Here is a 26,887-nt window from a genome sequence, read left to right on the forward strand (position 1 = left end):
CTCCACTAATGTTTGATGTCATCATAATTCGTTATTTTCTATATATTTCCTGCTTATAGCTTTAGAAATTTTCATCCATCGGCTTACTACGGTTAAAGTGAATAAGGAATAACGGAGTGTCAAGCTGAAGTGCAGAAAAGCTTCCTAATTTAGACTAATGCGTCCAAACTATGGAATAAAACAGAGTCAATACGTTAATAATGAATAAGTAAGTGAGAGGTTCATTATTTGACGCATCTCGACACAACCATTAGGAGGGACATTCGTTGAAGAAAATTACTGTAGCAATGTTAGTCATCAGTATGTTGCTCGTGAATCTAACTGTTGCACAAGTACATGCAAATGAAGCAAAGATCGATCTTCAGGAGGATTCAATCGAAAGCAATTCAGCTGCAGCGCCTGCGCTTGCTGAAAATGCTGTATCAGCCATTGTAATAGATGCGGAAAGTGGAACAGTTATCTTTGAAAAAAATAGTCATCAGAAGCTGCCACCAGCAAGTATTACAAAAATTATGACGATGTTGCTCGTCATGGAAGCGATTGACCAAGGTAAGCTAAAGCTTACGGATATGGTTTCAACAAGCGAAAGAGCAGCATCAATGGGCGGCTCGCAAATATTCCTTGAGGTCGGAGAGCAGATGACGGTTGAGGAAATGCTGAAAGGTGTTGCGATGGCTTCGGGCAACGATGCTTCTGTAGCACTTGCTGAAAAACTAGCAGGCACCGAAGAGCAATTTGTCGCAATGATGAACGAGCGAGCACAGCAGCTAGGATTGAAAAATACGCATTTTATGAACTCAAACGGTCTTCCTGTAGACAATCATTATTCAAGTGCTTACGATATCGCTATATTATCAAAAGAGCTGATGAAATATGATTTAATCAGGTCGTTTACCGGAAAATACCAGGATTATTTGAGAAAAGATTCAGATAAGCCGTTCTGGCTCGTTAATACGAACAAGCTTGTTCGTTTCTATGATGGCGCGGATGGAATCAAGACGGGCTATACAAGTGAAGCTAAGTTTTGTTTAGCGGCATCAGCGCTCAGAGATGGTATGCGAGTCATTGCTGTGGTCATGGGATCTCCTTCAACAAAGGTCCGTAATGCAGAGGTATCTCAAATGCTGGATTATTCCTTTGCTCAATATATGAATTATCCAATTATTAAAAAAGGTGATACGATTGGCACACTTGAGATTGAAAAAGGGATGGAGAATAAAGTAGATCTCGTTGCACCGCAGAACTTCTCAATCCTAGTTCGTCGTGGCAGCAACACCGATCAAATTCACTATGTGCTGGATATGGACGAATCTATGAAAGCTCCAATTATTAAAGATCAGCCAATTGGAAAGCTTATCGTCTACCAAGAAGATCGAATCGTTAAGGAGTATGAGCTATTAGCACCTTACTCCATTGAGCGAAGCAGCTGGTGGAAGCTTCTTAAACGCTCGACACGAAGCTTGTTTCATTAGGCATGTCTGAAAACTCGTTAGGTGGCATCTTTCACCACCTTTTCATCCTCTGCTTCGTTCCGTTTGTTTGACGTACGCTGGTACATCTTCACAATCGAGCCTAGCGTGGAACGGAAATTCGGCAAAATTTGCTGTTCTCTGAGTTCTCAGACAGTTGTTAGTAGATTATTGACGCTTTTCTTCTAGTTTTGTCAGCAGGCAGGAAAAGGAAGTGCATCTGTTGAAACCTACTCTATCACAATACAGCTATTGTGTTGACATCAATCAAACAATGAGGAGCTGAACGAGACGTGAGTGTGGTAGCGAATATTGAACACAATCAGAATGCAGTTATTGTCCGCCTGCATGGCGAGCTAGATCACCACAGTGCTGATCGAGTGCGCAGCCTGATCGAAGAAGCAATCATGAAGGACAATATTAAGCATGTGGTCATGGACCTAGCGCAGCTGTCCTTTATGGATAGCTCCGGCATCGGTGTAATTCTTGGTCGCTACAAGCAGATTAAGGCAAAGGGCGGTAAGCTGATGATTTGTAATGCGAACCGTTCGGTTAACAGACTGCTTGAATTGTCCGGTCTATTCAAAATCATTGAGTTGCATGCCGACGAAAACAGTGCGCTTTCAAGCCTGGAGGTGGTATCATGAGCGTCCCGAATAAATTTAGTTTAACGTTTAGTGCCCAATCCTGTAACGAAGCATTTGCCAGGATGGTTGTTGCCAGCTTTGTCTCTTATCTAGACCCGACACTAGAGGAGCTGGAGGATCTAAAAACAGTGGTATCCGAAGCGGTAACGAATTGTATCATACATGCCTACGACAATAATCCGACAAAAGAGATACAATTGAACGGCATTGCAGAAAACGGCAAGCTAACCATTGAAATAATTGATGAAGGTGCTGGCATAGAGGATACAGAGCTTGCTCGCATGCCATTGTTTACAACGAAGCCGGATGAAGAGCGCTCAGGTATGGGCTTTACCATTATGGAAAACTTTATGGATCATTTCGAAATGAGCAGTACACTTGGTGGTGGAACAAAGCTAACGATGATGAAGCGCATTGCATCAAAAAAAGCGCTCTATAATTAGAGCATAGGGGTTGAACCTCATGAATGTAGATATCAAGCAATCAGCCCAGCCGTTTTTGGATGATGTCGAAGTAAAGCGATTAATTGCATTGTCGCAGGCAGGTGATATGAGCGCGCGAGATCGTTTGGTCAATTCCAACATCAGGCTCGTATGGTCAGTTGTGCAACGCTTTATGAATCGAGGCTATGAGCCGGAAGATTTATTTCAAATAGGCTGTATTGGGCTACTTAAATCTGTCGATAAATTTGACTTAAGCTATGACGTGAAGTTTTCTACGTATGCTGTCCCAATGATTATCGGTGAAATCCAACGCTTCCTTCGCGACGACGGTACGATTAAAGTAAGTCGTTCCTTAAAGGAGACGGCTAATAAGGTTCGTAAGATGAAGGACGAGCTATCAAAAACAATGGGCAGACTCCCAACGATTTCAGAGGTAGCTGAGCGGTTAGGCATTACCCCTGAGGATGTCATCTTCGCTCAGGAGGCTAACAAGCCGCCTACCTCTATTCATGAGACCGTCTTTGAAAACGATGGCGATCCTATTACACTTATGGATCAGATCGCGGATGAGTCACAGGAAAACTGGTTTGACAAAATGGCACTGGCTGAAGCGATTGAAGGCTTGAGCGAGCGTGAACGGACTATCGTCTATTTGCGGTATTACAGAGACAAGACGCAATCCGAGGTTGCCAGCAGGCTCGGCATCTCTCAGGTTCAAGTGTCTCGTTTAGAGAAGAAAATATTAAAGCTTATTAAAGATCAGATCGCCTTATAGGTGATCTGATCTTTTTTATTGTCGATGACTTTAGGATAAAAATAGCTGATTTGTTCATACTAACGAGAGGTTACATAGACATGAGAGGGGGGTTAATATGGCGAATTCGTCTGCCTCTATCTATTTACGTCTGAAAAAACGGATCAGTATAAGCAAAAAGCAGATTGTTAAGCTTAAGGATGCCGCGCATGTATTAGCAGATGACAAGAGCATTGAACAGCAACTGAAAGATATGATTCTATACCGCCATAAGGAGCAGGATGGTAATCGTGTCGTCATTGATTTATTGCAAATTATCGCGCTGCTCAAACAGAAATGGCCAGACCTGCAAATTGATGTTTACGGTGATCCTCAGATTCTCGTTATGGTTTCAGAGAGAGGACGGAAGCCACATTATGTTGTGCTCGTTGTTTCATGGCTGCTGCTGTTTTGCGGCTCAGGGCTTGCACTTATGAACTTTCATTCGGATGTCAATATGAAGGAGACGCATATTCGAATCGTCGAGCTCATTACAGGCCAGCGGGTGGAGCGTCCACTATGGTTTCAAATTCCTTATTCAATCGGCGTCGGAGCAGGGATGGTTCTGTTTTTTAATCATATTTTCAAAAAGAAGTTTAATGAGGAACCGAATCCTTTAGAGGTCGAAATGTTTATGTATCAGGAAAACGTTAATACCTATGTCATTGCTGAAGAAATTCGCAATCGTGGTAAGCGAGAAGCGCAAAAGCTAGGAGAAGAAGGCTATGATTAACGCTGCTCAACTAGCTGCAACGGTTTTTATAGCATTGGCAGGCGGTATTGTTGTCGGAACAAGCTTTGTTGCATTGCTTGTTATATTTGACCTTATTCCAAGGCTTGCTCAGCTGTCGAATGCCTATCATTTGTCGCATTGGTTTGAAACAGCATTAATAAGTGGAGCACTATATTTTATAGTTGCAGATCAATTTGATATTACGATAAAGCTGCCATTCGTGCTTAGTAACATCATTACCGGTTTGTTCAATGGGATGTTTGTTGGCATGCTTGCAGCTGCGCTAACGGAAGTGATGAACGTGCTTCCCATTATTGCGAAGCGCTTAAAAATTTCACAGGCTATGGTTGCATTAATGATGGCGATGGTGCTTGGGAAAATAACAGGTTCACTTGTCGACTGGCTTTTGTTTCATAAGTAATTTCGTAATCTAGTGAGGTGTAGACATTGAGAGATCAAGATCAAAACACAAATACAAGTAACGGACAACATCAACAGCAGTCATTTCAACCTTTTCAAATGCAAGATGAGCTAAAAAAAGAACAAGAGGAAAGCAATAGCGGCTTCCGCAATATTGTCGATTATGGAGTGTGGCTTTCTCCTTCCCCTGGGCCCCAGAACGAGAAGAATGAGCATGGACTGAAGGACGATCAAAAGGAACAAATCCAAACTGCGCCGCTTGAGCCTATACCAACAAGTATGGATGAGATCCTGCTGCGCTTGGAAACAGAGCTTGGCTATAAAAAAAGCTTTGACGTAGCTGTTCGTGAGATGACCATCGGCAAGACACGGATCGCTATGCTATGTATGACTGGACTAGTCAAGGACACGATTATGCTAGAGGTTCTCAAGCGACTAACCTATCTTGAAGCAAGACAGGTTGGTCCTGACGTACTGGAAAGCTTCTTCACATACTATATTCCTGCTGCCCAGGTTCGCAAGGAAGAAGATTGGAACCTAACGCTTGCGGCTGCGATGGGAGGAGAATGTGTACTTTATATCGATGGAGAGCCTACTGCGCTTGCCATAGAGGTACGTAATTTCCCTGCTCGCGGACTACAGGAGCCTTCTCTTGAGAAGGTTGTACGAGGCTCTAGAGACGGTTTTATCGAGACGCTGATGGTCAATGTATCTCTCGTTCGCCGCCGCCTGAAGGACCCTAAGCTTCGCTACGAGCTGGTTCGGGTCGGTGCGCGTACGAAAACGGATGTATGTATCGCTTATATCGATGATATCGTGGATAAGCAGCTGCTTCAGGAGGTTAAGCGTAAAATCGAAATGATAAAAATTGACGGTTTGCCGCTTGCCGATAAGCAGCTAGAGGAAGCGACGATTAAGCGTGGCTGGAATCCTTTTCCTTTCGTACGATATTCTGAACGTCCAGATACGGTAGCATCTCATTTAATGGAGGGCGCGATCGCTATATTCGTTGATACGTCTCCAAGTGTAATGACGCTTCCTACTACGTACTTTGATCTAATGCAGCATGCGGAAGAAAACCGTCAAACACCACTCGTCGGTACATACTTGCGCTGGGTGCGATTTATCGGAATTATTGGATCGCTGCTGCTCTTGCCACTATGGATGCTGTTCGTCCAATATCCAGAGTACAGGCCAGAGTTTTTAGCCTTTCTTGGACCAAAGGAGACAGGTGCAATACCGCTTATTTTGCAATTTGTATTGGCGGAGATAGGGATTGACCTGATGCGGATGGCTTCTGTGCATACACCGAGCTCATTAGCCACAGCGATGTCCTTAGTTGCAGCAATATTAATCGGGGATATAGCAGTACAGACCGGTGTATTCGTTAACGAGGTCATCCTATATATTGCGATTGCAGCGGTCGGGATGTTCGCCACACCGAGCTATGAGCTTGGGCTTGCTAATCGACTCGTAAGACTAGTACTCATATGTACTGTCGCCTGGTTCGGCTTAGCAGGACTCATTATTCCGGTCACGCTAATCACAATATTGCTTACGATGGAGCGTTCAGTGAATCGTCCATACTTATGGCCATTCATCCCATTTGATGCAAAAGCTGCTTTGAATATTCTCATTCGCAAGCCAGTGTTGTATAATCGAACACGTCCAAATATTATGAGACCACAGCAATCTGATCGTATGCCTAATGATGATTCCGGTGAATCCAACTAAATAATACAAATTTAGTGCGCAAATATCCATTTCACCGGGCAAGTGTTATAGGTTATACTGGGGAATATGATATAAATGGGTCTATCTTGCAATGATAGAGGAAAGCAGAGGGGAACTATGTATTTACACGGAACAAGTAAAATTAACAATAATGGCCATTTAGAAATTGGCGGCGTAGATGCTGTCGAGTTGGCGAAGCAATTCGGAACACCACTATATGTTGTTGACGAAGCACTTGTGCGTCAACGTGCACGTGAATATGTTCAAGCCTTTCGCGAGTCAGGCTTAAAATTCCAAGTGGCTTATGCAAGCAAAGCTTTTTCTGTAAAAGCAATGTGTGTGCTTGCCGAGCAAGAAAATCTATCGTTGGATGTCGTTTCCGATGGTGAGCTATATACTGCAATACAAGCAGGCTTCCCAGCAGAGCGAATTCATTTCCATGGTAACAATAAAACCGAGGAAGAAATCAACATGGCGCTTGATGTAGAGATTGGCTGCTTTGTTGTCGATAACTTTATCGAGCTTCACATGCTTAATGAGCTGGCAGCGAAAAAGGATAAAGTAGTTAATGTATTGCTTCGCATTACACCTGGTGTAGAGGCACATACGCATGATTATATTTCTACAGGTCAAGAAGATTCAAAATTTGGTTTTGATTTGGGTAATGGTTCAGCTCGTGAGGCGATTGTTCAGGCTAATGAGCTTGCTAATCTCAACCTGCTTGGTGTACATTCTCACATCGGATCTCAAATTTTTGAGGTAGAAGGCTTCCGTATGGCTGTTGAGAAAGTGACTCAATTTGCTGTACAAATTCGTGATGATCATGGCATCTTGTTCTCAGTTATCAATGTTGGCGGCGGCTTTGGAATACGCTATGTAGAAGGAGATTCTCCACTGCCAATTGCTGAATACATCCAAGCCATCGCAGATGCCATTAAAACAAACTTTGCTGCGGCAAATTATGAATTGCCTGAAATTTGGGTTGAGCCAGGTCGTAGTATGGTAGGCGATGCGGGTACAACACTTTACACAGTGGGTACGAGCAAAAATATTCCAAACGTTCGCAAATATGTAGCGGTTGACGGTGGTATGACGGACAACCCTCGTCCAGCGCTTTATCAATCAAAATATGAAGCAATTCTCGCGAACCGAGCAAATGAAGAAGCAACAGAGGAAGTTTCAATAGCAGGAAAATGCTGTGAAAGCGGCGATATGCTGATTTGGGACTTGAAGCTGCCAGAAGCAAAAAGCGGAGATCTATTAGCTGTTTTCTGTACGGGTGCGTACAATTATGCGATGGCTAGCAACTATAATCGTATTCGCAGACCAGCTGTCGTATTTGTAAAGGATGGTCAAGCGGATCTCGTCGTTCAACGTGAATCTCTTGACAATATTGTGTGCAATGACGTCATTCCTGCGCGACTTCAGAAATCTTCACTTGCGAAATAAGCTGGAAATTGGTAACGTTATGTTATCTTAACTTAGAAAGGTGATGTCATTCATGGCAAAACAAGCAAAAATTAAACTCGCTACAGGCGGCGAAGTGATTCTTGATCTATTCGACCAAGACGCACCGAATACGGTTGCCAACTTTGAAAAGCTTGCTAATAGCGGCTTCTATAACGGTTTGATTTTCCATCGTGTCATTCCTGGCTTTGTAGCTCAAGGCGGTTGCCCAGAGGGTAGAGGTACTGGTGGTCCAGGATATACAATCGATTGTGAGATAAATCCTAACAAGCACGAGCGTGGTACTCTAGCAATGGCTCATGCAGGTCGTAATACAGGTGGTAGCCAATTCTATATTTGCTATCAAGCACAGCCGCATCTAGATGGACAGCATACTGTTTTTGGTAAAGTTGCTAAAGGCATGGAGTTTGTTGACGCTTTGTCTAATGGCTCTCAAATGGAAACAGTTGAAGTTTACGAAGTATAATGGTAAAGTAATATCAATTAAATAATTAGTAACTCCTTCGGGGTCGGGTGAAAGTCCCAACCGGCGGTGATCTGTGGAGAAGGCATTTGCCTTCTTTCACAGTAAGTCCGTGACCCGGCATATGCAATTTGTATGTCGGCTGATCTAGTGCAAATCTAGAACCGACAGTAAAGTCTGGATGGGAGAAGGAGAAATTTTCGGCATTTCTGCATTTCGTTATGTTTTTTTTAATATGACGATCAAGTATAGCTTATTTCGTATGCTTTTGTGCTAAAATTCACAAGGTATAATTTTACGGTATAGCTATATGCTCTTTTTGGTGTCGAAACTTTTTCTCATATCATATTTACCCCCGAATGGCTCTGTTGCTGTTATGGGGGTTTTTTGTTTGTTGGACATCATCAATGATGAATACTACATGGACTTAGCTATCTCAATGGCAAGTAAAGCAATGGGTCAAACAGGAATTAATCCTGTTGTAGGCTGTGTGATTACGAATGAAGGCAGTATCGTTGGGATGGGTGCACACTTGCGCAGAGGTGAAGGTCATGCTGAGGTGCAAGCGATCAGAATGGCAGGAGAGCGATCTTTGGGCGGAGTTGCTTATGTGACGTTAGAGCCTTGCAGTCATTATGGCAAGACTCCACCCTGTGCAGAGCTTCTAATTACTAGCGGTATCAAGCGAGTAGTAATTGCGGCACTTGACCCGAACCCTATCGTTGCTGGCAGCGGTGTTGAGCGCTTGAAAGCAGCGGGAGTCGAAGTAACGGTAGGTGTGCTGGAGGAAAGATCCCGTCTGCTTAATGAAAAGTTTAATCATTATATTACGACGAGAAGGCCTTATGTGACATTAAAGTCAGCTTCTACACTTGATGGGAAGCTTGCTACTTATAGCGGAAGCTCTCAATGGATAAGCGGACCAGAAGCAAGAGCAGAGGTACATACGCTTAGACATCAGCATGAAGCTATTATGATTGGTGTCAATACGCTGCTGAAGGATGATCCATCGCTCACGACAAGATTAGAGGTTGAAGCGAAGCATCCGATTCCTATTATCGTTGATGCTAAGCTAAGAACACCACTTACCGCAAAAGTTATAGAGCTTAGTGGGACACGTACAATCATCATAACAACAGACGCTGCTTCTGAGGAGAAGGAGAAAGAGCTGAGGCAGCTAGGCGTTACCGTTGTTCGTTGCGGTAGCGGTGATCGTGTTGATCTAGATCAGGCGATGCAATGGCTCGGTGAGCACGAGATCAGCTCGATACTGTTAGAGGGCGGAGGAAAGCTTAACGGTGCAATGCTGGAGGCAGACCTCATTCAAAAAGTCATCGTTTATTACGGCATGAAAATCGTTGGAGGAAGTCAAGCCCCTTCCTTATTTGATATGAGCGGTGTGGAGCTAATGCATGATGCTTATACGCTTGACGGGGTAGAAGTAGCGCTTATAGGAAAAGATATTCGTGTGAGTGGTTACCCAAAACGAAGTATTGAGTAGCAAGCTTGGTTGGAAGGGGGAGAACGCTATGTTTACTGGATTAATTGAAGAGGTTGGACATGTACAGCATGTATCAAGCAAAGGGGAAGCGATGGTGCTCACGCTACGCGCGAATAAGGTGCTGGAGCAAGTAAAGCTTGGAGATAGTATTGCGGTCAACGGTGTGTGCTTAACGGTAACAAGCTTTAACCATTCTAGCTTCTCTGCAGACGTTATGCCAGAAACCTATCGTAAAAGCTCATTGTCTTCACTTAAGACTGGATCTACCGTGAACTTAGAACGCGCGATGCAGCTCGGAGCAAGGTTTGGCGGACATATTGTACAGGGACATGTGGATGGCTTAGCGATAATCTCATCGGTTTATGAGGATGCAAATGCTGTCGTATATGAGCTTGAGCTGCAGGATAAAGAACAGCTTCGCTATATAATACCGAAGGGCTCGATCACAATTGATGGAATAAGCCTAACCGTGGTAAATGTAGAAAACAGTAAAGTTTCTGTCTCGATTATTCCACATACTTTGGCTGAAACTGCTCTGCAATATAGAAAATCGGGAGATCTCGTTAACATAGAGTGCGATATTATTGGTAAATATGTTGAGCACTTATTATCATTTAGATCAGGTCATGTCGCAAAACAATCAAACATTACTACATCATTTTTACAGGAACATGGCTTTATGTAATAGGCATGATTAGGCATTATACTGAAGGAGGAAGCAGCATGAGTGACAACAAACAATATTTGTTTCATCAAATTGAGGAAGCGATTGAGGATCTTAAGCAAGGCAAGGTTGTCATCGTAGTCGACGATGAGGATCGTGAGAACGAAGGCGACTTAGTTGCATTAGCTCAATATGCGACAACGGAGACGATTAATTTCATGATTAAGGAAGGTCGAGGTCTTGTATGTGCGCCTATTACTGAGGAGCGTGCATTAGAGCTTGATCTCCCATTAATGGTTAACCATAATACGGATTATCACGGCACAGCATTTACAGTATCCGTCGATCATGTGTCAACAACAACGGGCATTTCTGCGCATGAACGGGCAGAAACGGTTAAGGCATTAATCGCAGATGATGCACAGCCCCAGCATTTTCGTCGTCCTGGACATGTGTTCCCACTAATTGCTAAAAAAGGTGGAGTACTGCAGCGTGCTGGTCATACTGAAGCTGCAATCGATCTTGCTATCATCGCAGGAGCGAAACCAGCGGGCGTTATTTGTGAGATTATTAAAGAGGACGGCTCCATGGCTCGTATGGATGATCTAATGGAGTTTCGCAAGAAGCATAATTTGAAGCTTATTACAATTAAAGATCTGATCGCTTATCGCAGCTGCAAGGAACAGCTCGTTACACGCGAAGTATCCTGTAAGCTGCCTACTGACTTCGGTGAGTTCCGTATCGTTGCTTATACGAATGTCGTTGATGGCAAAGAGCATGTAGCGATCGTAAAAGGCGAGATCGATCCAGAGAAACCAGTGCTGCTGCGTGTACACTCCGAATGCTTAACTGGAGATGTGTTCCATTCGCATCGATGCGATTGCGGGCCACAGCTAGAAGCTGCCTTGAAACGTATTGAAGAGGAAGGTACTGGCGTAGTCTTGTATATGAGACAGGAAGGCCGAGGCATTGGCTTGATCAATAAGCTGAAGGCCTATGTGCTTCAGGAGGAAGGCTATGATACCGTGGAGGCGAATATTAAGCTCGGATTCCCGGCTGATTTGCGCGAATATGGTATTGGTGCACAAATTATTAAAGATCTTGGTGTTCGACAAATTCGTCTGCTAACGAATAATCCACGTAAAATTAAAGGCTTAGAGGGTTATGGTCTAGAGATTGTGGAGCGCGTACCGATTCAACTGCAGCACAATAAGGATAACGAAAAGTATCTGCATACGAAGCAAGAGAAGCTAGGACATATGCTTAAATTTTAGTTTGAAAATAAAAGTAATGCAATTTTCGACAAACATGCTTAAAATAAGAGAGGGGAATATGAGATGACAAAATTTTATGAAGGCAATCTTATTTCTGAAGGTTTAAAATATGGTGTAGTGGTAGGCCGTTTTAATGAATTTATATCCAGCAAGCTATTATCTGGTGCGCTTGATGCATTTAAGCGTCACGGTGCAGCAGAAGAAGATGTTGAAGTAGCTTGGGTACCTGGAGCATTCGAAATCCCATTGATCGCACAAAAAATGGCAGAAAGTGGAAAGTATGATGCAGTGATTACATTAGGCGCAGTTATTCGTGGTTCAACACCGCATTTTGACTTTGTATGTAATGAAGCAGCGAAGGGTGTATCAGCGGTTGCGCTAAAAACAGGCGTGCCATCTATTTTCGGTGTCATTACTGTTGATTCCATTGAGCAGGCGATAGAGCGTGCAGGCACAAAGGCTGGCAACAAAGGCTACGAAGCGGCTGTGTCTGCTATTGAAATGGCTAACCTAACAAAAGCATTACAAGCATAATAAGCAATATTCGTAACAGGAGGTTGTGGTGTGTCCGTACTTTATAAGCTGGATTCTTTCGAAGGTCCGCTTGATCTATTGCTCCATCTGATCGATCGTGCTGAGATCGATATCCATGAAATATCCATTAGTGAGATTACTACACAATATATGGAATATTTGCATGCCATGAAGGAATTGGAGCTAGACATAACAAGTGAATTTTTGGTAATGGCGGCCACTTTACTGAGCATTAAAAGCCAGCAGCTGCTACCAAAGCCTCCTCCTGTTTTTGATAATGAGTTTGATGAGTGGATAGATGATGGGCCTGATCTACGAGAGGAGCTCATTCAAAAGCTAATCGAGTATCGAAAGTTCAAGCAAATTGCAGAGGATCTCAAGGAAAAGGAATATGCACGCAGTCTTGTGTTCTCACGAGAGCCGGATGATTTGTCCGAATATATGAAGGAAACCTCTGTGAACCCGCTTGAAGGCTTACAGGTTTCAGAGCTTGTCCGAGCATTCCAAAAGGCGCTAAGAAGAGCCAATCGTAGAGATATTATTGCAACGGTACAGCGGGATGAAATATCCGTGAAGGATCGTATTCGCGATATTGTTGACGTATTGAAGCAATTTGAAACGGTTCGATTTTCCAAGCTTATACGAGATCATATGAGCAAGCCGGAGATTGTTGTTACTTTCTTATCTATCCTTGAATTAATGAAGATGAAGCATATCCGTTGCTATCAGCACGGACTCTTCGATGATATTGTGATCCAGTGGAGAGGAGAAGGGGCTGTAGATGGAATTTCAGAAATTGAAATCGATTATTGAGGGACTATTATTTATGGCCGGAGACGAGGGCTTAACGAAGCGACAGCTGGCTGATATAATGTCTATCGATGCGGATTATGCTGAGGAGCTTGTGCTTGATTTACAGCGTGATTTGGAGCGGGAAGAACGAGGAGTGCAAATCGGAATCTTGGCAGGTGCTTTTCGGTTAACTACCCACCCGGAGCATGCCGAATATTTCGAAAGAATGGCGTATACCCCGACAAGGGCGCAGCTATCACAGGCGGCACTGGAGACATTGTCGATCGTTGCCTACAAGCAGCCCATTACACGTGTGGAGATTGAAGAGATACGCGGCGTTAAATGTGAGCGTGCGATCCATACGTTAGTTGTTAAGGACTTGATCGAGGAAGTTGGTCGCGCCGATGCGATTGGTCGCCCTATACTATATGGAACGACAAAGGCATTCCTTGATAGCTTTGGCCTTGCGTCATTAAAAGAGCTGCCGGAGCCGAAGGATGTATCACTTGAGGACGAAGATTTCGAGGAGCAATCGCAGCTATTATTTGAGCGGTTTGAAGGTCGTCAGATGACGCTGGACGAAGTGAAGGACTAATTACTTATTCATATAATTTAGAAGACTGGTTCATACTATGGTCATGTTTACAGTTGGGAGGGAGGATATGCTTCCTATCATTGCAAGCTACTGGCCGCTATGGATCAGTCTTTTTTTGGTTATATGTATTGTTGCAGCTTGCTTTACTACAATAACGTTAGAGCTATATGCTCGCAGACAAAAAGAGAATGATGACGCAAAGATTAAGGTTTCAGCGCTGTCAGGCATTGTGTCTTACACCTTTAAGCTACCTAAGCTTAGATTAAATGCAAAAGGAATCGGTTTTGAGGTGAAGGGACAAAGCGGGCAAGAAACAGATGCAGAGCTTGATGTGAAAAAGGCAATAACTAAATATCGTAGTATGAATGAAGCGATCGATATCTTTAAAGATTTTAAATCATGGTTTCTTGCGTTGCTGCGAAAAATTGAATTGTCAGATTGGAGCTGGCATAGTCGAGCAGGTACAGGTGAAGCGATGTCAGCTGCACTCACGTGCGGAATGCTATGGTCAGTTAAGGGCTTGCTGTTTGGAACGGTATCTCGCTACGTCAAGGTGGTCAACACACCGAGTGTCACAATAAGTCCCCTTTATCAAGAAAAATGGTTTTCAACAGAATGGTCATGCAAGCTTAAGCTAAAGCTAGGAGCTTTGCTGCTCGCGTCTGTCTACTTACTTTTCCATTTTTCAACATTACGTAGAGGGATAAGCTTATGGAAAGCTTTTGTATCTAAGGTTTAGCCAGAACTTACCCTAATAATGAAAGCAGAATTGAGCACACTAACTGCGTATTTACTAATACGTATACGTTAGGAGTGGATGATTGTGACAACAACCAATAATATAGAAGGCTTAGTTGGTGTATCGTTAGGACAGATTAAAGAAATGCTCGGAATTAACACAATAGTTGGCGACCCTATCCATACGCCTACGGGCGATACGATTTTACCAATTTCACGTGTTGGCGTAGGCTTTGTCGCTGGAGGCAGTGAGCTTCGCATGGATCAAGAGGAAGCACATCACGGCTCCATTCATCCAAACTCATTGCCATTCGGTGGAGGTAGCGGCGGTGGTGTTTCGATTACACCGATCGCATTTCTAGTCGTTGGTGTTCAGGGTGTGAAGGTTGTTCCGCTGGATAATCAAACGCATTTACTGGATAAGGTGATTGACTCTGCGCCGGCAATTATCGATAAAATGTCTGGCATGTTTGGTGGCAGCTCTAATAGCAGCACCGGCTCAAGTCAAGCTAGCCAAGTGAATCCATCCTCTGCAACATTATCCGGTTCAAGCTCTGATCTGACAACTTCATCTACGGGTAGCGGTAGCGGCACTACTTTTCAATAACGAGCTTCATTAGTGGCACATTGCGGGAAAATCGCAATGTGCTTTTTATTGTTAATCGTAAGCAGATTAAGGAAAGCGATGAATGCTCGTCTACAAAGACGAGCATCTGCATATACTAAAGACGAGATATAAGCAAAAGAAATGCAGGAGGACAACTATGAACAAACAGCTTAAGATGATTGTTGCCTATATTGCGATTGCAGCTTGTTTCGTAACAGGCATTGGTGGACATCCGGCACACGCATCGCCTTCCATTTCGACTAATGCTTATGCAACGGCTCTTATCGATGTGCAGTCAGGAAGATTGCTATACAACATGAATGGGGATGTAAAAACACGTATTGCAAGCTTGACGAAAATAATGACAGCGATTGTTGCTATTGAGCAAGGTGATTTATCGGATAAGGTAACAGTATCTCGACGTGCAGCGGGTAAGGAAGGCTCATCGATTTATTTAAAAGTTGGTGAGGAAATTACACTTTCCAACCTATTGTATGGCTTAATGCTCAGGTCAGGGAATGATGCGGCTACAGCTATAGCTGAGCATGTGGGTGGATCAGAAGCCGGCTTCGTGTTTTTAATGAATCAAAAGGCAGAGGAATTGGGGCTAAGGAATACGCAGTTCCGTAATCCACACGGCTTGGATGAAGATGGTCATTATTCGTCCGCTAATGATTTGGCAGTACTGACCGCATATGCACTTAAAAATAAAATCTTCGCGGAAATCGTAAAAACCGAATTTAAGCAGGCACCTAATCCAAACGAAAAGTGGAATTATTCGTGGCGTAACAAAAACAAAATGCTGCGAATGTATGAAGGGGCAGACGGGGTGAAAACAGGCTTTACAAAGAAAGCGTTCCGTTGCTTAGTAAGCTCAGCGACAAGGAATGGTCAGCAGCTTGTAGCTGTAACCTTGAATGATGGTGATGACTGGAGAGATCATCGAAACTTATTAGACTGGGGCTTTAAGCATTTTCCGCTATCAAGGCTAGCTGAAGTACATGAGGAAGTACCGGGAAGTTCGCTCGTATACGGAGCAAATTTTAACTATCCTCTTAAGGAGGATGAATTAGGCAATATTCAAGCTACCGTATCTCTTATTCATCCAAGTGGTCCACACTATATACTTGGAGAACGAGGACGCATGCAATTTTATTTAAATGGTGAACCAATCGGTTCTGTTCCGCTGTACGAAAAGGGGAGCTCGCGGTTGAAAAAGCATGAACATCGTGCAGAGCAAAGCTTTACACAATTTAAACGACAAAATTGGATGGAGCAAGGCTTGCTAGGTACATTAAAAGAATGGTTTGAATAACATTTCATGTTGGGGGAGGCATGAATGATGGTCAATTGGATATGGCTTTTTTTAATTGTAATTAGCGTAATTTTTGGAATGATTAACGGCAATATGGATGGCATCACTCAGGCAGCCTTTGATGGGGCCAAATCAGGAGTGACGATTAGCTTTGGGTTAATAAGCATTATGGTATTTTGGTTAGGGATGATGAAAATAGCAGAGCAGGCGGGATTGCTGGAAAAGCTTTCCCGCATGCTATATCCTGTCGTTCGTTGGTTATTTCCAGATGTACCTAAGGATCATCCGGCTCTGGGCTACATAATGAGTAATTTAAGTGCGAATCTGTTCGGGCTCGGTAATGCTGCAACACCAATGGGTATCAAAGCGATGCAGGAGCTTCAGAGTATAAATCCCGATAAGCATACAGCAACGCCGGCTATGTGTACCTTGCTTGCCTTGAATACGTCCAGCATCACGTTAGTGCCAACTACATTAATTGCTATTCGCATGAATTATAACTCAGCTAATCCAGCCGAGATTATCGGTACTACCTTGGCTGCTACTTTTATCGCTACAGGTGCAGCTATATTAGCGGATCGATGGTATCGCAATAGAGATAAAGGGCCGCCTGTGCCATATAAGAAACAAAATGGCTTAAGTACGGCACCAGATGTCCATACTCCATCGACGGTAACTGCAATAGGAGGTGGTAGCGGAAATGGTTGAGCTGTTCTCGCAAATATCCGCCTATATGATCCCTGCAATAATCGTATTCATTCCTTTATATGCGATGCTGCGTAAGAAGCAGCCGGTTTACGAGGTATTTGTCGATGGTGCGAAGGATGGATTTGATACGGCGATAGGCATCATACCTCATCTGGTAGGTATGATGGTGGCCATTAGCATGTTTAGAGCATCTGGAGCAATGGATGCGATGCTGATGGTGGTCAAGCCAGTGTTCGATTGGTTTGGTGTACCTAGTGAAGTGCTTCCTCTAGGTATTCTAAGACCGATAACAGGTGCAGGCTCACTTGCCTTTACAGCAGACTTAATTGCTACTCACGGACCCGATTCTCTTATTGGTCGAATTGCTTCCACGATTCAAGGCAGCACGGATACGACATTGTACGTGCTTACTGTTTATTTTGGAGCAGTCGCCATTAGAAATTCAAAATACGCATTAAAGGTTGGACTTTTCTCTGATGTTGTTGGATTTGTCGCGGCAATTGTCATCTGTATGCTCGTATTCTAACAGCAATGCTTGTGCTTTTTTCATGAACTCGTTATGATGGTAGATGAGGTGAACATAATTGGAACGATTACAAAAAATATTAGCTCAAGCAGGGGTTGCTTCTCGGCGAAAATGTGAAGAGCTGATCTTGTCAGGTGCTGTAGAAGTGAACGGTGAGCCAGTCACAACTTTAGGAACGAAGGCAGACCCTGCCGTTGATGTCATAACTGTGAATGGTCGTCCAATTCGTAGTGAGAAAAAGATATACTTAATGCTGAATAAGCCAAAAGGCGTAATCACAAGCGCTAAGGATCCTCAAGGCCGCAAGGTCGTTGCAGATTTCCTTCCGGGCATTAAGGAGCGGGTATATCCAGTCGGAAGACTTGATTATGATACGGAAGGCTTGTTGCTGCTAACCAATGATGGTGAATTTGCAAATTTACTGACGCATCCTAAGCATCATGTACCAAAAACCTATCATGCAACAGTAAAGGGAGTGCCGCATGGTACGGCGCTAGAGAAGCTGCAGCAAGGAATTATGCTTGAAGACGGCATCACATCTCCTGCTGAGGTAGAGTATCATGATGTGAAGATGGAATCGAATGAAGCGACGATTCGGATTACGATCCATGAAGGCCGTAATCGGCAGGTTCGTAGAATGTTTGATGCGATTGGTCATAAGGTGATGAAGCTGAAGCGTGTTCGATTTGGAGAGCTTACTTTAGAGGGGCTGCCTCGAGGGAAGTTTCGTCATTTGACGGAATATGAAGTGAAGGCTATGTTACAAGAGGCGCGTAAGTCACATAAAGTTCAAAAATAAGAAGAGACGACGGCATATCGTGCCGTCGAATTTTCGTTATAATGAGAATTGTATTGTAGCATGGATACTACTTATGCAGGTGGTGTAATACATATTGGGTAAAAACCGCAAAAAAGTTCAAATCATCGTTCTTCTATTTGCATTTGTAATCGGTGGGTATGCAATTTTTCAAACGTTTACAAACGATACTCCAGGAACGATAAAAGAAGGACAGGCTGTACCAGATTTTCGCTTGGCTAATTTGCAAGGAGAGCCAATTTCGCTGCAAGATTATAATGGTTCACCCCTCGTCATTAATTTTTGGGGTACTTTTTGTGAGCCTTGCATACGAGAGATGCCTTCTTTCGAACGACAGTATGAAGAGTGGAAGGATAAGGGTGTTGAAGTTGTTGCCATTAATTTGAGCGAAGATACGTTGACTGTTTCTAATTATGTGAAAAAGCTTGGTGTAACGTACACCATATTGCGTGATGTTGATCGCAAAACAGAAAAAAAATACGGTCTACGCTCCTATCCGACAACATTTTTTGTGAACCCGAATGGGACATTATCCTCTGTTTTTGTCGGTGAGATGAAGGAATCTCAAATTCATGAGCATATTGAAAAAATAGTAGGAGGTTAACTGTGCTATTACCTGTGAACTCAAAATGTGAATGCGGCCATCAAAATGCAGTCGGGACTGTATTATGCGAAGCATGTGGTAAGCCACTTGAAGAGCAGCTAATGAAGTCAAATGAACCGCTCGAAATGCGTTATGATGGCGTTGCTCGGCGTTCACAGAAGGCGAATCCAGATTTTCTAGATAAGATCTGGAACTTCTTCTCTTCCGTTAAGATTGCCATTTATCTCATTATTATTACATTCTTAGGCGCAATGCTCGGAACGATTTTCCCGCAGGCCTCTACATTTATTTCTGCCACTTTCAATCCAAAAGTTTATTACAGTGAGCAGTATGGACTGGCAGGGGAAATTTATTATTTCCTTGGCTTGCACAACACCTACTCAAGCTGGTGGTTTATTACACTTTTAGTGATGATCGGAACCTCACTTGTCATCTGCAGTATTGACCGTGTGTTGCCATTGTATCGTGCATTGAACAAGCAGCAAATTAGAAAGCACCACGCCTTCTTAAAACGTCAAAAAGCGACCTATAGCGGTCAAGTGACAGACGAGCCGGTTCAATGGACAAAGCAGTATGGAGAGGCTCTGAAGAAAAAGGGCTACAAGGTACATATCGATGAGTCTGGCACTGCACTACTAGCAGAAAAGAACCGTTTTAGCCGCTGGGGTCCCTATATTAACCATATTGGGCTTATATTATTTCTTTTAGCGGTTCTAGCTCGTAGCATTCCTGACTGGAATGTAGATACATATGTAAGTATTACGGATGGAGATACCGTTCCGATCGTTGGAACGAACTACTATGTAAAAAGCGATGGCTTCTCTATGGAATTGTACGATAACGATGAGCTGCCCATCGAGCTTAAAGACTCCGGTCGAGTGAAGACGTTCAAAACGGATGTTGTTCTATACGAGTGTGCAGCTAATTGTGGAGACGATTTTCTACAGCCAGAGCTTCAAGAGGTTAAACAGCATACGATTCTTGTTAACGATCCGCTTCGCTATAAAGAGTTAAAGCTTCATCAGTTTGATTTTAATCTAACACCTAGAATTAATGCAGTTTCTCCAATGATCATTAATAAAGAAACAGGAGAGAGCTACGGGCCATTTCATTTAACAATGGTTGATCCTGAGCTTTATTACGAGGTTGGACCGTACTCTATGGAGTTAATCGACAAATATATGGACTTTTCAATTAATAGTGAAGGTGAGCCGATTACACTTTCAAGCAGTCCGAACGCTCCAGCCTTTATTTTTAATATAAAGGGTCCTAATTTAGCTGAAGACGGAGAAATGTTTATGTATTTTCCGTTAGAGAAGGATAAAGTACGCTTCTCACAGGATACGATTAATCGTGAGCTGGCCAATAAGCTAGAGATTAAGGTTGATGGCATGGAAAACGTTGATTTCTCTGCAGCTACAACGTATTTAAATGTTCGTATTGATAAGGCAGTGAAGTTTCTTTGGATCGGAGCATTCTTTAGTATGCTTGGCTTGATTATGGGAACGTATTGGCAGCATCGAAGAATATGGCTGCGCATCGATGACAATCAGCTGACGCTAGGAGCTCACACGAATAAAAACTGGTTTGGCTTGCGGGCGGATGCAGCATACGCATTGAAGCGTTGCGGCATTGAGCTTGATCCCAAAAGTCTTGATAATGGAGGACACAAAGGATGAATTGGTTAGATTTTAGTAGTTCAAGCTTTATTGCTGCATTCTTTTTATATGTGTTTGCTTTTATTTTTTATATGGTTGCCGTAGCAGGTAAGAAATGGGGGAAAAGAGATGCTAAGCAGCATGAGGCGCGCTGGAGTAAAATAGCATTTATAACGTCTTCTCTTGGCTTACTTGCGCATCTTTCGTTTTTCTTTACAAGATGGATTGGCAGTGGCCAGATCCCAACGAGCAATATGTATGAATTTATAACGCTACTAGGCATGACCATCATGATTGCCTATACCATTATTCATTTCATATATAAAAAGCCGCTGCTTGGGATGTTCGCATTACCACTAACGATTATTATCATTGCGTATGCGTCTGTATTTCCCCAAGAGGTCCAGCCGTTAATACCAGCACTACAATCGAACTGGCTGAAAATCCACGTAACAATGGCAGCATTAGGTGAGGCATTCTTTGCAGTTGGTTTCGCAGCAGGGCTCATGTACCTTTTACGCGTTATTGACTATAACGATCATACGAAAAAAGGGAAACGAGCACAGCGCTGGCTTGAGTTCACGCTTATTTCCATTTTCATTGTAATCGGCTTTATCGTAGCGGCATTTGGCTTTAAGGGTGCTGGCTACGTTGCACAATTTCAGCAAGAAACAGTAGATGTATCACAAGTAGGCGAGCTTACTACATCATATGATGTTGTTGAGTATACGATGCCCCCTATTTTCAAACCATATAATAGTGAAGCACTGCAAGTGACTGAGTTTTTAGGAATGACCGATGGCTTGTTCGAGACACCATCATGGTTCAACGGAGTGAACTCTGGACGTAAGCTGAATACGGTCGTTTGGTCGATTATTGTAGGACTAATTCTTTATGGTATAATTCGTTTAATCATTCGCAAACCGTTAGGTGCTGCCATACATCCTAAGCTCGAGGGCATCGATCCAGATGATTTGGATGAAATTAGTTATCGTGCGATCGTTATAGGCTTTCCAATCTTCACGCTCGGAGCATTAATCTTTGCGATGATATGGGCAGAGATTGCATGGGGACGTTTCTGGGGCTGGGATCCGAAAGAGGTATGGGCACTAATTACATGGTTGTACTACAGTGCGTACTTGCATTTTAGATTGTCACGCGGCTGGCATGGTAGACCGTCTGCATGGCTAGCTGTTATTGGATTTGTTATCGTTCTATTTACGTTAGTCGGAGTAAATCTACTTATTGCCGGTATGCATTCATATGCAGGGGTAGATTAATGTTAAGCTGAATAATTGAAAGGGGTGCTTGTTGCTATGGCTGATTACTTTAATCGTATTCTAGTTGTTGATGATGAGGAGCGTATACGTCGCTTATTGAAGATGTATCTTGAGAAGGAAGGCTATGAAATTGATGAAGCCGAGGACGGCGAAAGCGCATTGCAATTAGCAATGAATCGAGACTATGCGCTAATTTTACTTGATGTTATGCTTCCAGGAATCGATGGCATCGAGGTATGCACAAGACTTCGTCAGGTTAAGGCTACTCCTGTCGTTATGTTAACGGCGAAAGGAGAAGAGATGAATCGTGTGCAGGGCTTTGAAGTAGGTGCTGACGATTATGTTGTAAAGCCATTTTCTCCTCGTGAGGTTATCTATCGTGTTAAAGCGATTTTGCGGCGTTCATCTGCTACAGCCTTTTTAACAAAGGAAATGAATACATCTAACAGTATTGTGTTCCCACACCTTATTATTGAGCATGATGCTCATCGTGTAACAGCAGGTGGACAAGAGGTTAGCTTAACACCTAAGGAGTACGAGCTGCTTCATTATTTAGCGATATCGCCAGATAAGGTGTTCTCTCGTGAAGAGCTGCTAAAGGATGTATGGAACTATGAGTTTTTTGGAGATTTAAGAACAGTAGATACGCATGTCAAACGTCTACGTGAAAAGCTGAATAAAGTGTCTAGTGAGGCTGCTAGCATGATTACAACGGTTTGGGGCGTTGGCTACAAGCTTGAGGTGCCTAAGTAAATGGGGTGGCTGCGTAAAATATTCAATCTACTGTGGCATAGTGTAATCGGTAAGCTATGGGTGACGATTATTGTGCTTGTAGCTGTCGTATTATTGATACTAGGTGCATTTTTGCTGCAGTATATTGATGTTTCATTTGCTGAGGATGCACATGACATTAAGCTGCTGTTCATCATTACGGCGATTATAGGTTTTTTATTATCAACCTTTTTCGCATTTTTCTTATCAGCAAAGCTACAGCAGCCTCTGCTGCAGCTTAAGGATGCAGCAGTTTCAATATCAAAGGGTAATTATTCTACACGTGTCAATATTTCATCGTCTGATGAAATTGGTCAGTTAGCTGATACGTTTAACGAGATGACTGAAAAGCTTGAAAAGCTGATCCATGACCTTAATCATGAGAGTAATCATTTGTCTAACGTAATTCGGAGTATTCGAGATGCGGTTATTACGTTCGATGCTAATGGAGAGGTTATACTTACCAATCCGCAGGGTCATATCCTACTGAACCAATGGCAGGCGATTGAAGATGAATGGGTGTTAAGTGAAGGCTTAAATTATCCTAAGGTTCCAGCGCCTATTCGAGAAAACTATATCAAAGTTCTCAATCACGGCAAGGACAGCACAGATAAAGTTCATGTACAAAGCTATATGTGGTCTGTAGTATTAACACCATTGCTATCTAACGGTATTATGCGAGGAGTCGTAGCTGTTATTCGTGACGTGACAGAAGAACACAAAATAGATAAAATTCGTCGTGATTTCGTTGCAAATATTTCTCATGAAATTCGTACACCTTTGCAAATGCTGCAAGGCTATAGTGAGGCACTCATAGATGATATCGTCGTATCCCCTGAGGAAAGACAAGAGCTTGTGCAGGTTATCCATGATGAATCCGTTCGAATGGGAAGACTGGTGAATGATTTTCTCGATGTGGCACGCATGGAAGCTGGTCATATCAATATGAAATATCAAATTGTTGATGTCAGTCATATACTGCTGCGTGTTTTTCGAAAGTTTTTCGTATATGCGAAGGAAAGAGGGATAGAGCTTGAATATATTCCATCAGAAGAGTCGCTTGTGCTGCAGCATGCAGATGAGGATCGTTTAGAGCAGGTATTTACTAACCTAATCGATAATGCTTTAAGGCATACAGACACCGGAAAGCGTGTAATGATTCTTCCTAGTGTCGTATCATTAAACTATGACTCATTCGTCCAGCTTAAATTCAAAGACGAAGGCCAAGGAATTCCTGCCGAAGATTTGCCATACATTTTTGAACGATTCTATAAAGCAGATAAAGCAAGAAAGCGCGGCTCCAGATCAGGTACTGGCTTAGGTCTTGCTATCGTTAAAAATATTATTGATCAGCATGAAGGAAAGATCGCGGTAGAAAGCACGGTTGGGCAAGGAACGACATTTACGATTCTGTTGCCTATATCCATTCATGAAAAGATACAATAAAGTAAATGATTCGATATAAATCCTCAACGAGAAACGTCCATACACGTCGATACAGGACGGAAGAAGAGGAAAGTTATTGTTTGTCGTGGAACAACATAAAAACGCGCCAAGGACGCTTACAGCGTCTCTGGCGCGTTTTCTTTATGAACTACAGAATAACTTCTTTAGCACTGATAAGCTCAGGCATATCTAATAGCTGTTTTAGTACTTCCTTAGGTGTGCCTTTATCTACACGAAGCATCATAATAGCAGATCCGCCTTTATCTTGACGACCAACCTGCATCGTTGCGATGTTTACATCATTGTTGCCAAGTAGTGTACCTACGCGACCGATGATACCAGGCTTGTCGTTATGTGAGATAAGGATGAAATGTCCTTCTGGCGTAAGGTCAATGTTGTAGCTGTCGATTTGTACGATACGAGCTCCGTAACCAGCAAGTAATGTACCTGAAGCAGAGCGGTTACCTTTGTTCGTACGAAGTGAAACAGTAACCAGGTTAGTAAAGTTATGTGCTGCACGTGATTTATTCGTCACAATATTCAATGAGCGTTGCTTAGCAATATGCATAGAGTTGACGACGTTGACCGCGTCTTTTCCAAGATGATGAGCTAGTACGCCGCGAACGATATAACGAGTTAGTGGCTGTGTATCAACCTCAGATAATTCACCAGAGTAGCTTACTGTAATCTCTTCAATTGCACCCTCAGTGCTTTGAGCGATGAAATGACCAAGCTTTTCTCCAAGCTCAAAGTATGGTTCAAGCACTTTGCGAACCTCTGCTGGAATTGGAGGCATGTTTACAGCATTCATAAACGGCTCATCACGTAAAATGTGAAGCACCTGCTCGGAAACATCAATCGCAACGTTTTCTTGTGCTTCTACAGTGGAAGCGCCAAGATGCGGCGTTACGATAATATTCGGATGATTCAGGAATGGATGATCTGCAGCAGGGGGCTCTACCTCGAATACGTCAAATGCAGCACCTGCAACAATTCCTTGATCGATTGCTTCAACGAGTGCGCCCTCATCAATAATTCCACCGCGAGCGCAGTTCACAATACGCATGCCAGGCTTCATTACCTCGAATTGTGCTTTACCAATCATATGCTTTGTCTCAGGAGTAAGCGGGGTATGAACAGTCATGAAATCAGCGTTACGCACGATGTCATCAACAGATGCAAGTGTAATCCCTTGCTGCTGAGCACGTTCTTCAGTTAGGAAAGGATCGTAACCAAGCACTTTCATACCAAATGCCTTTGCACGCTTGGCAACTTCACTACCGATACGGCCCATACCAAGTACGCCTAGTGTTTTATTGCGAAGCTCAACGCCCAGGAAGGATTTGCGATCCCAAACGCCTTCAGTAGTTTTCTTATATGCTTGCGGAATGTGACGAGCTAACGCCATCATCATTGCAAACGTATGTTCACATGTCGTAATTGTATTGCCGTCTGGAGCGTTAATAACGATTACGCCAAGCTTTGTTGCAGCTTCAAGGTTAATGTTGTCAACGCCTACACCTGCACGACCAACAACCTTTAGTTTCTTTCCAGCCTCTAAAATTTTCTCCGTAACTGTCGTCTGGCTACGAACAAGCAAAGCATCATACTCACCAATAATGGCTACTAATTCATCTTCGGAGAGACCTGGTTTTTTGTCTACTACAATGTCTGCAGCATCGACTAGCTGTTGAATTCCTTGGTCACTGATCGGATCGGAAACTAAAACTTTAAACATTACGATAACTACCTCCTGAATGTGTGCGACTGCTCGCAAATAATGTAAACTAAAAAACTCTCGCCGCATCGATGAAGGATGTGGGCGAGAGTTTCATCAACGAACATAACGGTCAATTCCTATTCTATAGCAAGTACTCTATTTAAATCAATCTCTAGCATAAACAAAAAGACGAAATTTCACTAACATTCAACAATTTTTATTTAATTTCTTATTTAGTCCACATTTGGATAGAAAAATGGAATTTGTGGCAAAAATTCATCTGTGTACAGTGAGTTACGATGCAGATTATAGTCTCCTGCACGAACAGCAGCAGTATTCATTAGAAGAGAAATAATGCCCTCAACTGTAGTAAGATTCATAGACTCAGCTTGTCCAGATGTAATAAATTGATCGATGCTACTTACTAAGTCATGTGGCAAATATTCCACAAACTGCTTGGAATCAAGTAAATAGTTGGCAATGATTTCATTCTTAATTAACAGTGGTTTACTGCTCCAATCCGTTAGTTTTTGGCTAACATTCCGGTCATATTCACTTGGAATGTTCGGATCTATTGATATTCCCCATTGTACCATAGCTTCATAAAACTGTCCTTGTCCAGTTAATGCCTGCGATATGGCAGCTTGGTATACATCATTATTTTTAAGGGAGTTTGTAATACCTTCATACGTGGTTGCTGCATTTTTTCGTTGAAGAACGACAGCTACTTTTTCAAATTGATCTAAGCTACGAATATAGCTTTGCTGTGCTTGACCGAGCAAACCGGCGTGCTGTAAGTTAAAGCTAGCAGCTTCTTCAGCTTTTTTACTTGCTTGCCCTTCGATTTCCTTGTAAAGTGAAGCTACATTGCTCACTTCATTATTTGAGATTTTTTTCAGCGCATCATTCCATGATAGCTGGAATTCACGATAAGGTGCGTATACTGTTAAGTAGAATGACACAAGATCTTGCTGCTGATACACATAATCATTTGCTGTGGACTCAGGACTTATTAAGTGTGCATATTTTGCCTCCACTTTTTTAGTTCCAATATTTAGCCCATAGAAAAATGCGGCTACTGAGACGACAAGCATCACTAAAAATAATGTACTAAAAATCATTGCATTGCGATTGAAGGTTCTGTCCATGTTATTGCTCCTTTATGATA

The 26,887-nt window shown here is 42.9% G+C and carries 28 protein-coding genes and 1 riboswitch; of the genes, 26 read left to right on the plus strand and 2 right to left on the minus strand.

Annotation, left to right across the window (positions count from 1 at the left end; all coding sequences use genetic code 11):
- Positions 1-266: 266 nt before the first annotated feature.
- The 26 genes from NSQ99_RS09035 to NSQ99_RS09160 all read left to right on the plus strand — a co-directional run bounded on the left by NSQ99_RS09035 (position 267) and on the right by NSQ99_RS09160 (position 23,999).
- Positions 267-1,472 (plus strand): D-alanyl-D-alanine carboxypeptidase family protein, encoded by a 1,206-nt coding sequence (locus NSQ99_RS09035; protein ID WP_251666644.1) that lies wholly within the window; start codon positions 267-269, stop codon positions 1,470-1,472.
- Between the two features lie 290 nt (positions 1,473-1,762).
- Positions 1,763-2,116 (plus strand): anti-sigma F factor antagonist, encoded by a 354-nt coding sequence (gene spoIIAA / locus NSQ99_RS09040; RefSeq protein WP_251666643.1) that lies wholly within the window; start codon positions 1,763-1,765, stop codon positions 2,114-2,116.
- Complete coding sequence (gene spoIIAB / locus NSQ99_RS09045) at positions 2,113-2,559, plus strand: anti-sigma F factor (protein ID WP_251666642.1); 447 nt, start codon at positions 2,113-2,115, stop codon at positions 2,557-2,559. The genes spoIIAA and spoIIAB overlap by 4 nt, the downstream gene beginning before the upstream one ends.
- Before the next feature lie 19 nt (positions 2,560-2,578).
- A complete protein-coding gene (sigF, locus tag NSQ99_RS09050; protein ID WP_251666641.1) occupies positions 2,579-3,334 on the plus strand; it encodes an RNA polymerase sporulation sigma factor SigF in 756 nt (251 codons plus the stop codon).
- A gap of 97 nt (positions 3,335-3,431) precedes the next feature.
- Positions 3,432-4,085, plus strand: a complete 654-nt coding sequence (locus NSQ99_RS09055) for a stage V sporulation protein AA (RefSeq protein ID WP_251666640.1) — start codon at positions 3,432-3,434, stop codon at positions 4,083-4,085.
- Positions 4,078-4,506, plus strand: a complete 429-nt coding sequence (locus NSQ99_RS09060; protein WP_251666639.1) for a stage V sporulation protein AB — start codon at positions 4,078-4,080, stop codon at positions 4,504-4,506. Before NSQ99_RS09055 ends, NSQ99_RS09060 begins: the two co-directional genes overlap by 8 nt.
- A 26-nt stretch (positions 4,507-4,532) precedes the next feature.
- Positions 4,533-6,239, plus strand: coding sequence for a spore germination protein (locus tag NSQ99_RS09065; RefSeq protein ID WP_340836267.1), 1,707 nt, complete (start codon positions 4,533-4,535; stop codon positions 6,237-6,239).
- Positions 6,240-6,356: 117 nt separating this feature from the next.
- Complete coding sequence (lysA, locus tag NSQ99_RS09070; protein WP_251666638.1) at positions 6,357-7,688, plus strand: diaminopimelate decarboxylase; 1,332 nt, start codon at positions 6,357-6,359, stop codon at positions 7,686-7,688.
- A gap of 52 nt (positions 7,689-7,740) precedes the next feature.
- Positions 7,741-8,172 carry a peptidylprolyl isomerase gene (locus NSQ99_RS09075; RefSeq protein WP_251666637.1) on the plus strand — a complete coding sequence of 144 codons (432 nt, stop codon included), beginning with the start codon at positions 7,741-7,743 and terminating at the stop codon, positions 8,170-8,172.
- Between the two features lie 29 nt (positions 8,173-8,201).
- Positions 8,202-8,366, plus strand: a riboswitch (FMN riboswitch).
- 194 nt (positions 8,367-8,560) lie between these two features.
- Positions 8,561-9,670: a bifunctional diaminohydroxyphosphoribosylaminopyrimidine deaminase/5-amino-6-(5-phosphoribosylamino)uracil reductase RibD gene (ribD, locus tag NSQ99_RS09080; protein WP_340836269.1), complete on the plus strand. Its 1,110-nt coding sequence runs from the start codon at positions 8,561-8,563 to the stop codon at positions 9,668-9,670.
- A gap of 28 nt (positions 9,671-9,698) precedes the next feature.
- Positions 9,699-10,355, plus strand: a complete 657-nt coding sequence (gene ribE, locus NSQ99_RS09085) for a riboflavin synthase (RefSeq protein ID WP_251666636.1) — start codon at positions 9,699-9,701, stop codon at positions 10,353-10,355.
- A gap of 38 nt (positions 10,356-10,393) precedes the next feature.
- Positions 10,394-11,608 (plus strand): bifunctional 3,4-dihydroxy-2-butanone-4-phosphate synthase/GTP cyclohydrolase II, encoded by a 1,215-nt coding sequence (locus tag NSQ99_RS09090; RefSeq protein ID WP_285855649.1) that lies wholly within the window; start codon positions 10,394-10,396, stop codon positions 11,606-11,608.
- 63 nt (positions 11,609-11,671) lie between these two features.
- Positions 11,672-12,142, plus strand: coding sequence for a 6,7-dimethyl-8-ribityllumazine synthase (ribH, locus tag NSQ99_RS09095; RefSeq protein ID WP_340836270.1), 471 nt, complete (start codon positions 11,672-11,674; stop codon positions 12,140-12,142).
- A 30-nt stretch (positions 12,143-12,172) separates the two neighbouring features.
- Positions 12,173-12,955, plus strand: coding sequence for a segregation and condensation protein A (locus tag NSQ99_RS09100; protein WP_251666634.1), 783 nt, complete (start codon positions 12,173-12,175; stop codon positions 12,953-12,955).
- Positions 12,924-13,529 (plus strand): SMC-Scp complex subunit ScpB, encoded by a 606-nt coding sequence (scpB, locus tag NSQ99_RS09105; protein ID WP_251666633.1) that lies wholly within the window; start codon positions 12,924-12,926, stop codon positions 13,527-13,529. The genes NSQ99_RS09100 and scpB overlap by 32 nt, the downstream gene beginning before the upstream one ends.
- Positions 13,530-13,596: 67 nt before the next feature.
- Positions 13,597-14,268, plus strand: a complete 672-nt coding sequence (locus tag NSQ99_RS09110) for a DUF2953 domain-containing protein (RefSeq protein ID WP_251666632.1) — start codon at positions 13,597-13,599, stop codon at positions 14,266-14,268.
- Positions 14,269-14,352: 84 nt separating this feature from the next.
- Complete coding sequence (gene ytfJ / locus NSQ99_RS09115; protein ID WP_340836271.1) at positions 14,353-14,874, plus strand: GerW family sporulation protein; 522 nt, start codon at positions 14,353-14,355, stop codon at positions 14,872-14,874.
- Positions 14,875-15,031: 157 nt separating this feature from the next.
- Complete coding sequence (locus NSQ99_RS09120) at positions 15,032-16,189, plus strand: D-alanyl-D-alanine carboxypeptidase family protein (protein WP_251666630.1); 1,158 nt, start codon at positions 15,032-15,034, stop codon at positions 16,187-16,189.
- Between the two features lie 27 nt (positions 16,190-16,216).
- Positions 16,217-16,897, plus strand: a complete 681-nt coding sequence (locus NSQ99_RS09125) for a nucleoside recognition domain-containing protein (protein ID WP_251666790.1) — start codon at positions 16,217-16,219, stop codon at positions 16,895-16,897.
- Positions 16,890-17,423: a spore maturation protein gene (locus NSQ99_RS09130; RefSeq protein ID WP_251666629.1), complete on the plus strand. Its 534-nt coding sequence runs from the start codon at positions 16,890-16,892 to the stop codon at positions 17,421-17,423. Before NSQ99_RS09125 ends, NSQ99_RS09130 begins: the two co-directional genes overlap by 8 nt.
- Positions 17,424-17,481: 58 nt before the next feature.
- Complete coding sequence (locus NSQ99_RS09135) at positions 17,482-18,222, plus strand: pseudouridine synthase (protein ID WP_251666628.1); 741 nt, start codon at positions 17,482-17,484, stop codon at positions 18,220-18,222.
- Between the two features lie 94 nt (positions 18,223-18,316).
- Entirely contained in the window at positions 18,317-18,844 is a 528-nt protein-coding gene (locus NSQ99_RS09140; protein WP_251666627.1) for a redoxin domain-containing protein, read from the plus strand.
- A 2-nt stretch (positions 18,845-18,846) separates the two neighbouring features.
- Positions 18,847-20,523 carry a cytochrome c biogenesis protein ResB gene (gene resB / locus NSQ99_RS09145; protein WP_340836275.1) on the plus strand — a complete coding sequence of 559 codons (1,677 nt, stop codon included), beginning with the start codon at positions 18,847-18,849 and terminating at the stop codon, positions 20,521-20,523.
- Positions 20,520-21,782: a cytochrome c biogenesis protein CcsA gene (gene ccsA, locus NSQ99_RS09150; RefSeq protein WP_251666625.1), complete on the plus strand. Its 1,263-nt coding sequence runs from the start codon at positions 20,520-20,522 to the stop codon at positions 21,780-21,782. The genes resB and ccsA overlap by 4 nt, the downstream gene beginning before the upstream one ends.
- Positions 21,783-21,818: 36 nt before the next feature.
- Complete coding sequence (locus NSQ99_RS09155) at positions 21,819-22,535, plus strand: response regulator transcription factor (RefSeq protein WP_251666624.1); 717 nt, start codon at positions 21,819-21,821, stop codon at positions 22,533-22,535.
- On the plus strand, positions 22,536-23,999 hold the full coding sequence (locus tag NSQ99_RS09160; protein ID WP_251666623.1) for a HAMP domain-containing sensor histidine kinase: 1,464 nt from the start codon (positions 22,536-22,538) through the stop codon (positions 23,997-23,999). It begins immediately after the preceding gene.
- 148 nt (positions 24,000-24,147) lie between these two features.
- On the opposite strand, the gene serA is transcribed toward NSQ99_RS09160, so the two are convergent.
- Positions 24,148-25,737, minus strand: a complete 1,590-nt coding sequence (serA, locus tag NSQ99_RS09165; protein WP_251666622.1) for a phosphoglycerate dehydrogenase — start codon at positions 25,735-25,737, stop codon at positions 24,148-24,150.
- A 215-nt stretch (positions 25,738-25,952) separates the two neighbouring features.
- Positions 25,953-26,867 (minus strand): hypothetical protein, encoded by a 915-nt coding sequence (locus NSQ99_RS09170; RefSeq protein WP_251666621.1) that lies wholly within the window; start codon positions 26,865-26,867, stop codon positions 25,953-25,955.
- Positions 26,868-26,887: the final 20 nt, after the last annotated feature.

Origin of the sequence: Paenibacillus sp. FSL W7-1287 (assembly GCF_038004245.1) — a bacterium.
Classification (GTDB): Bacteria; Bacillota; Bacilli; order Paenibacillales; family Paenibacillaceae; genus Pristimantibacillus; species Pristimantibacillus camelliae.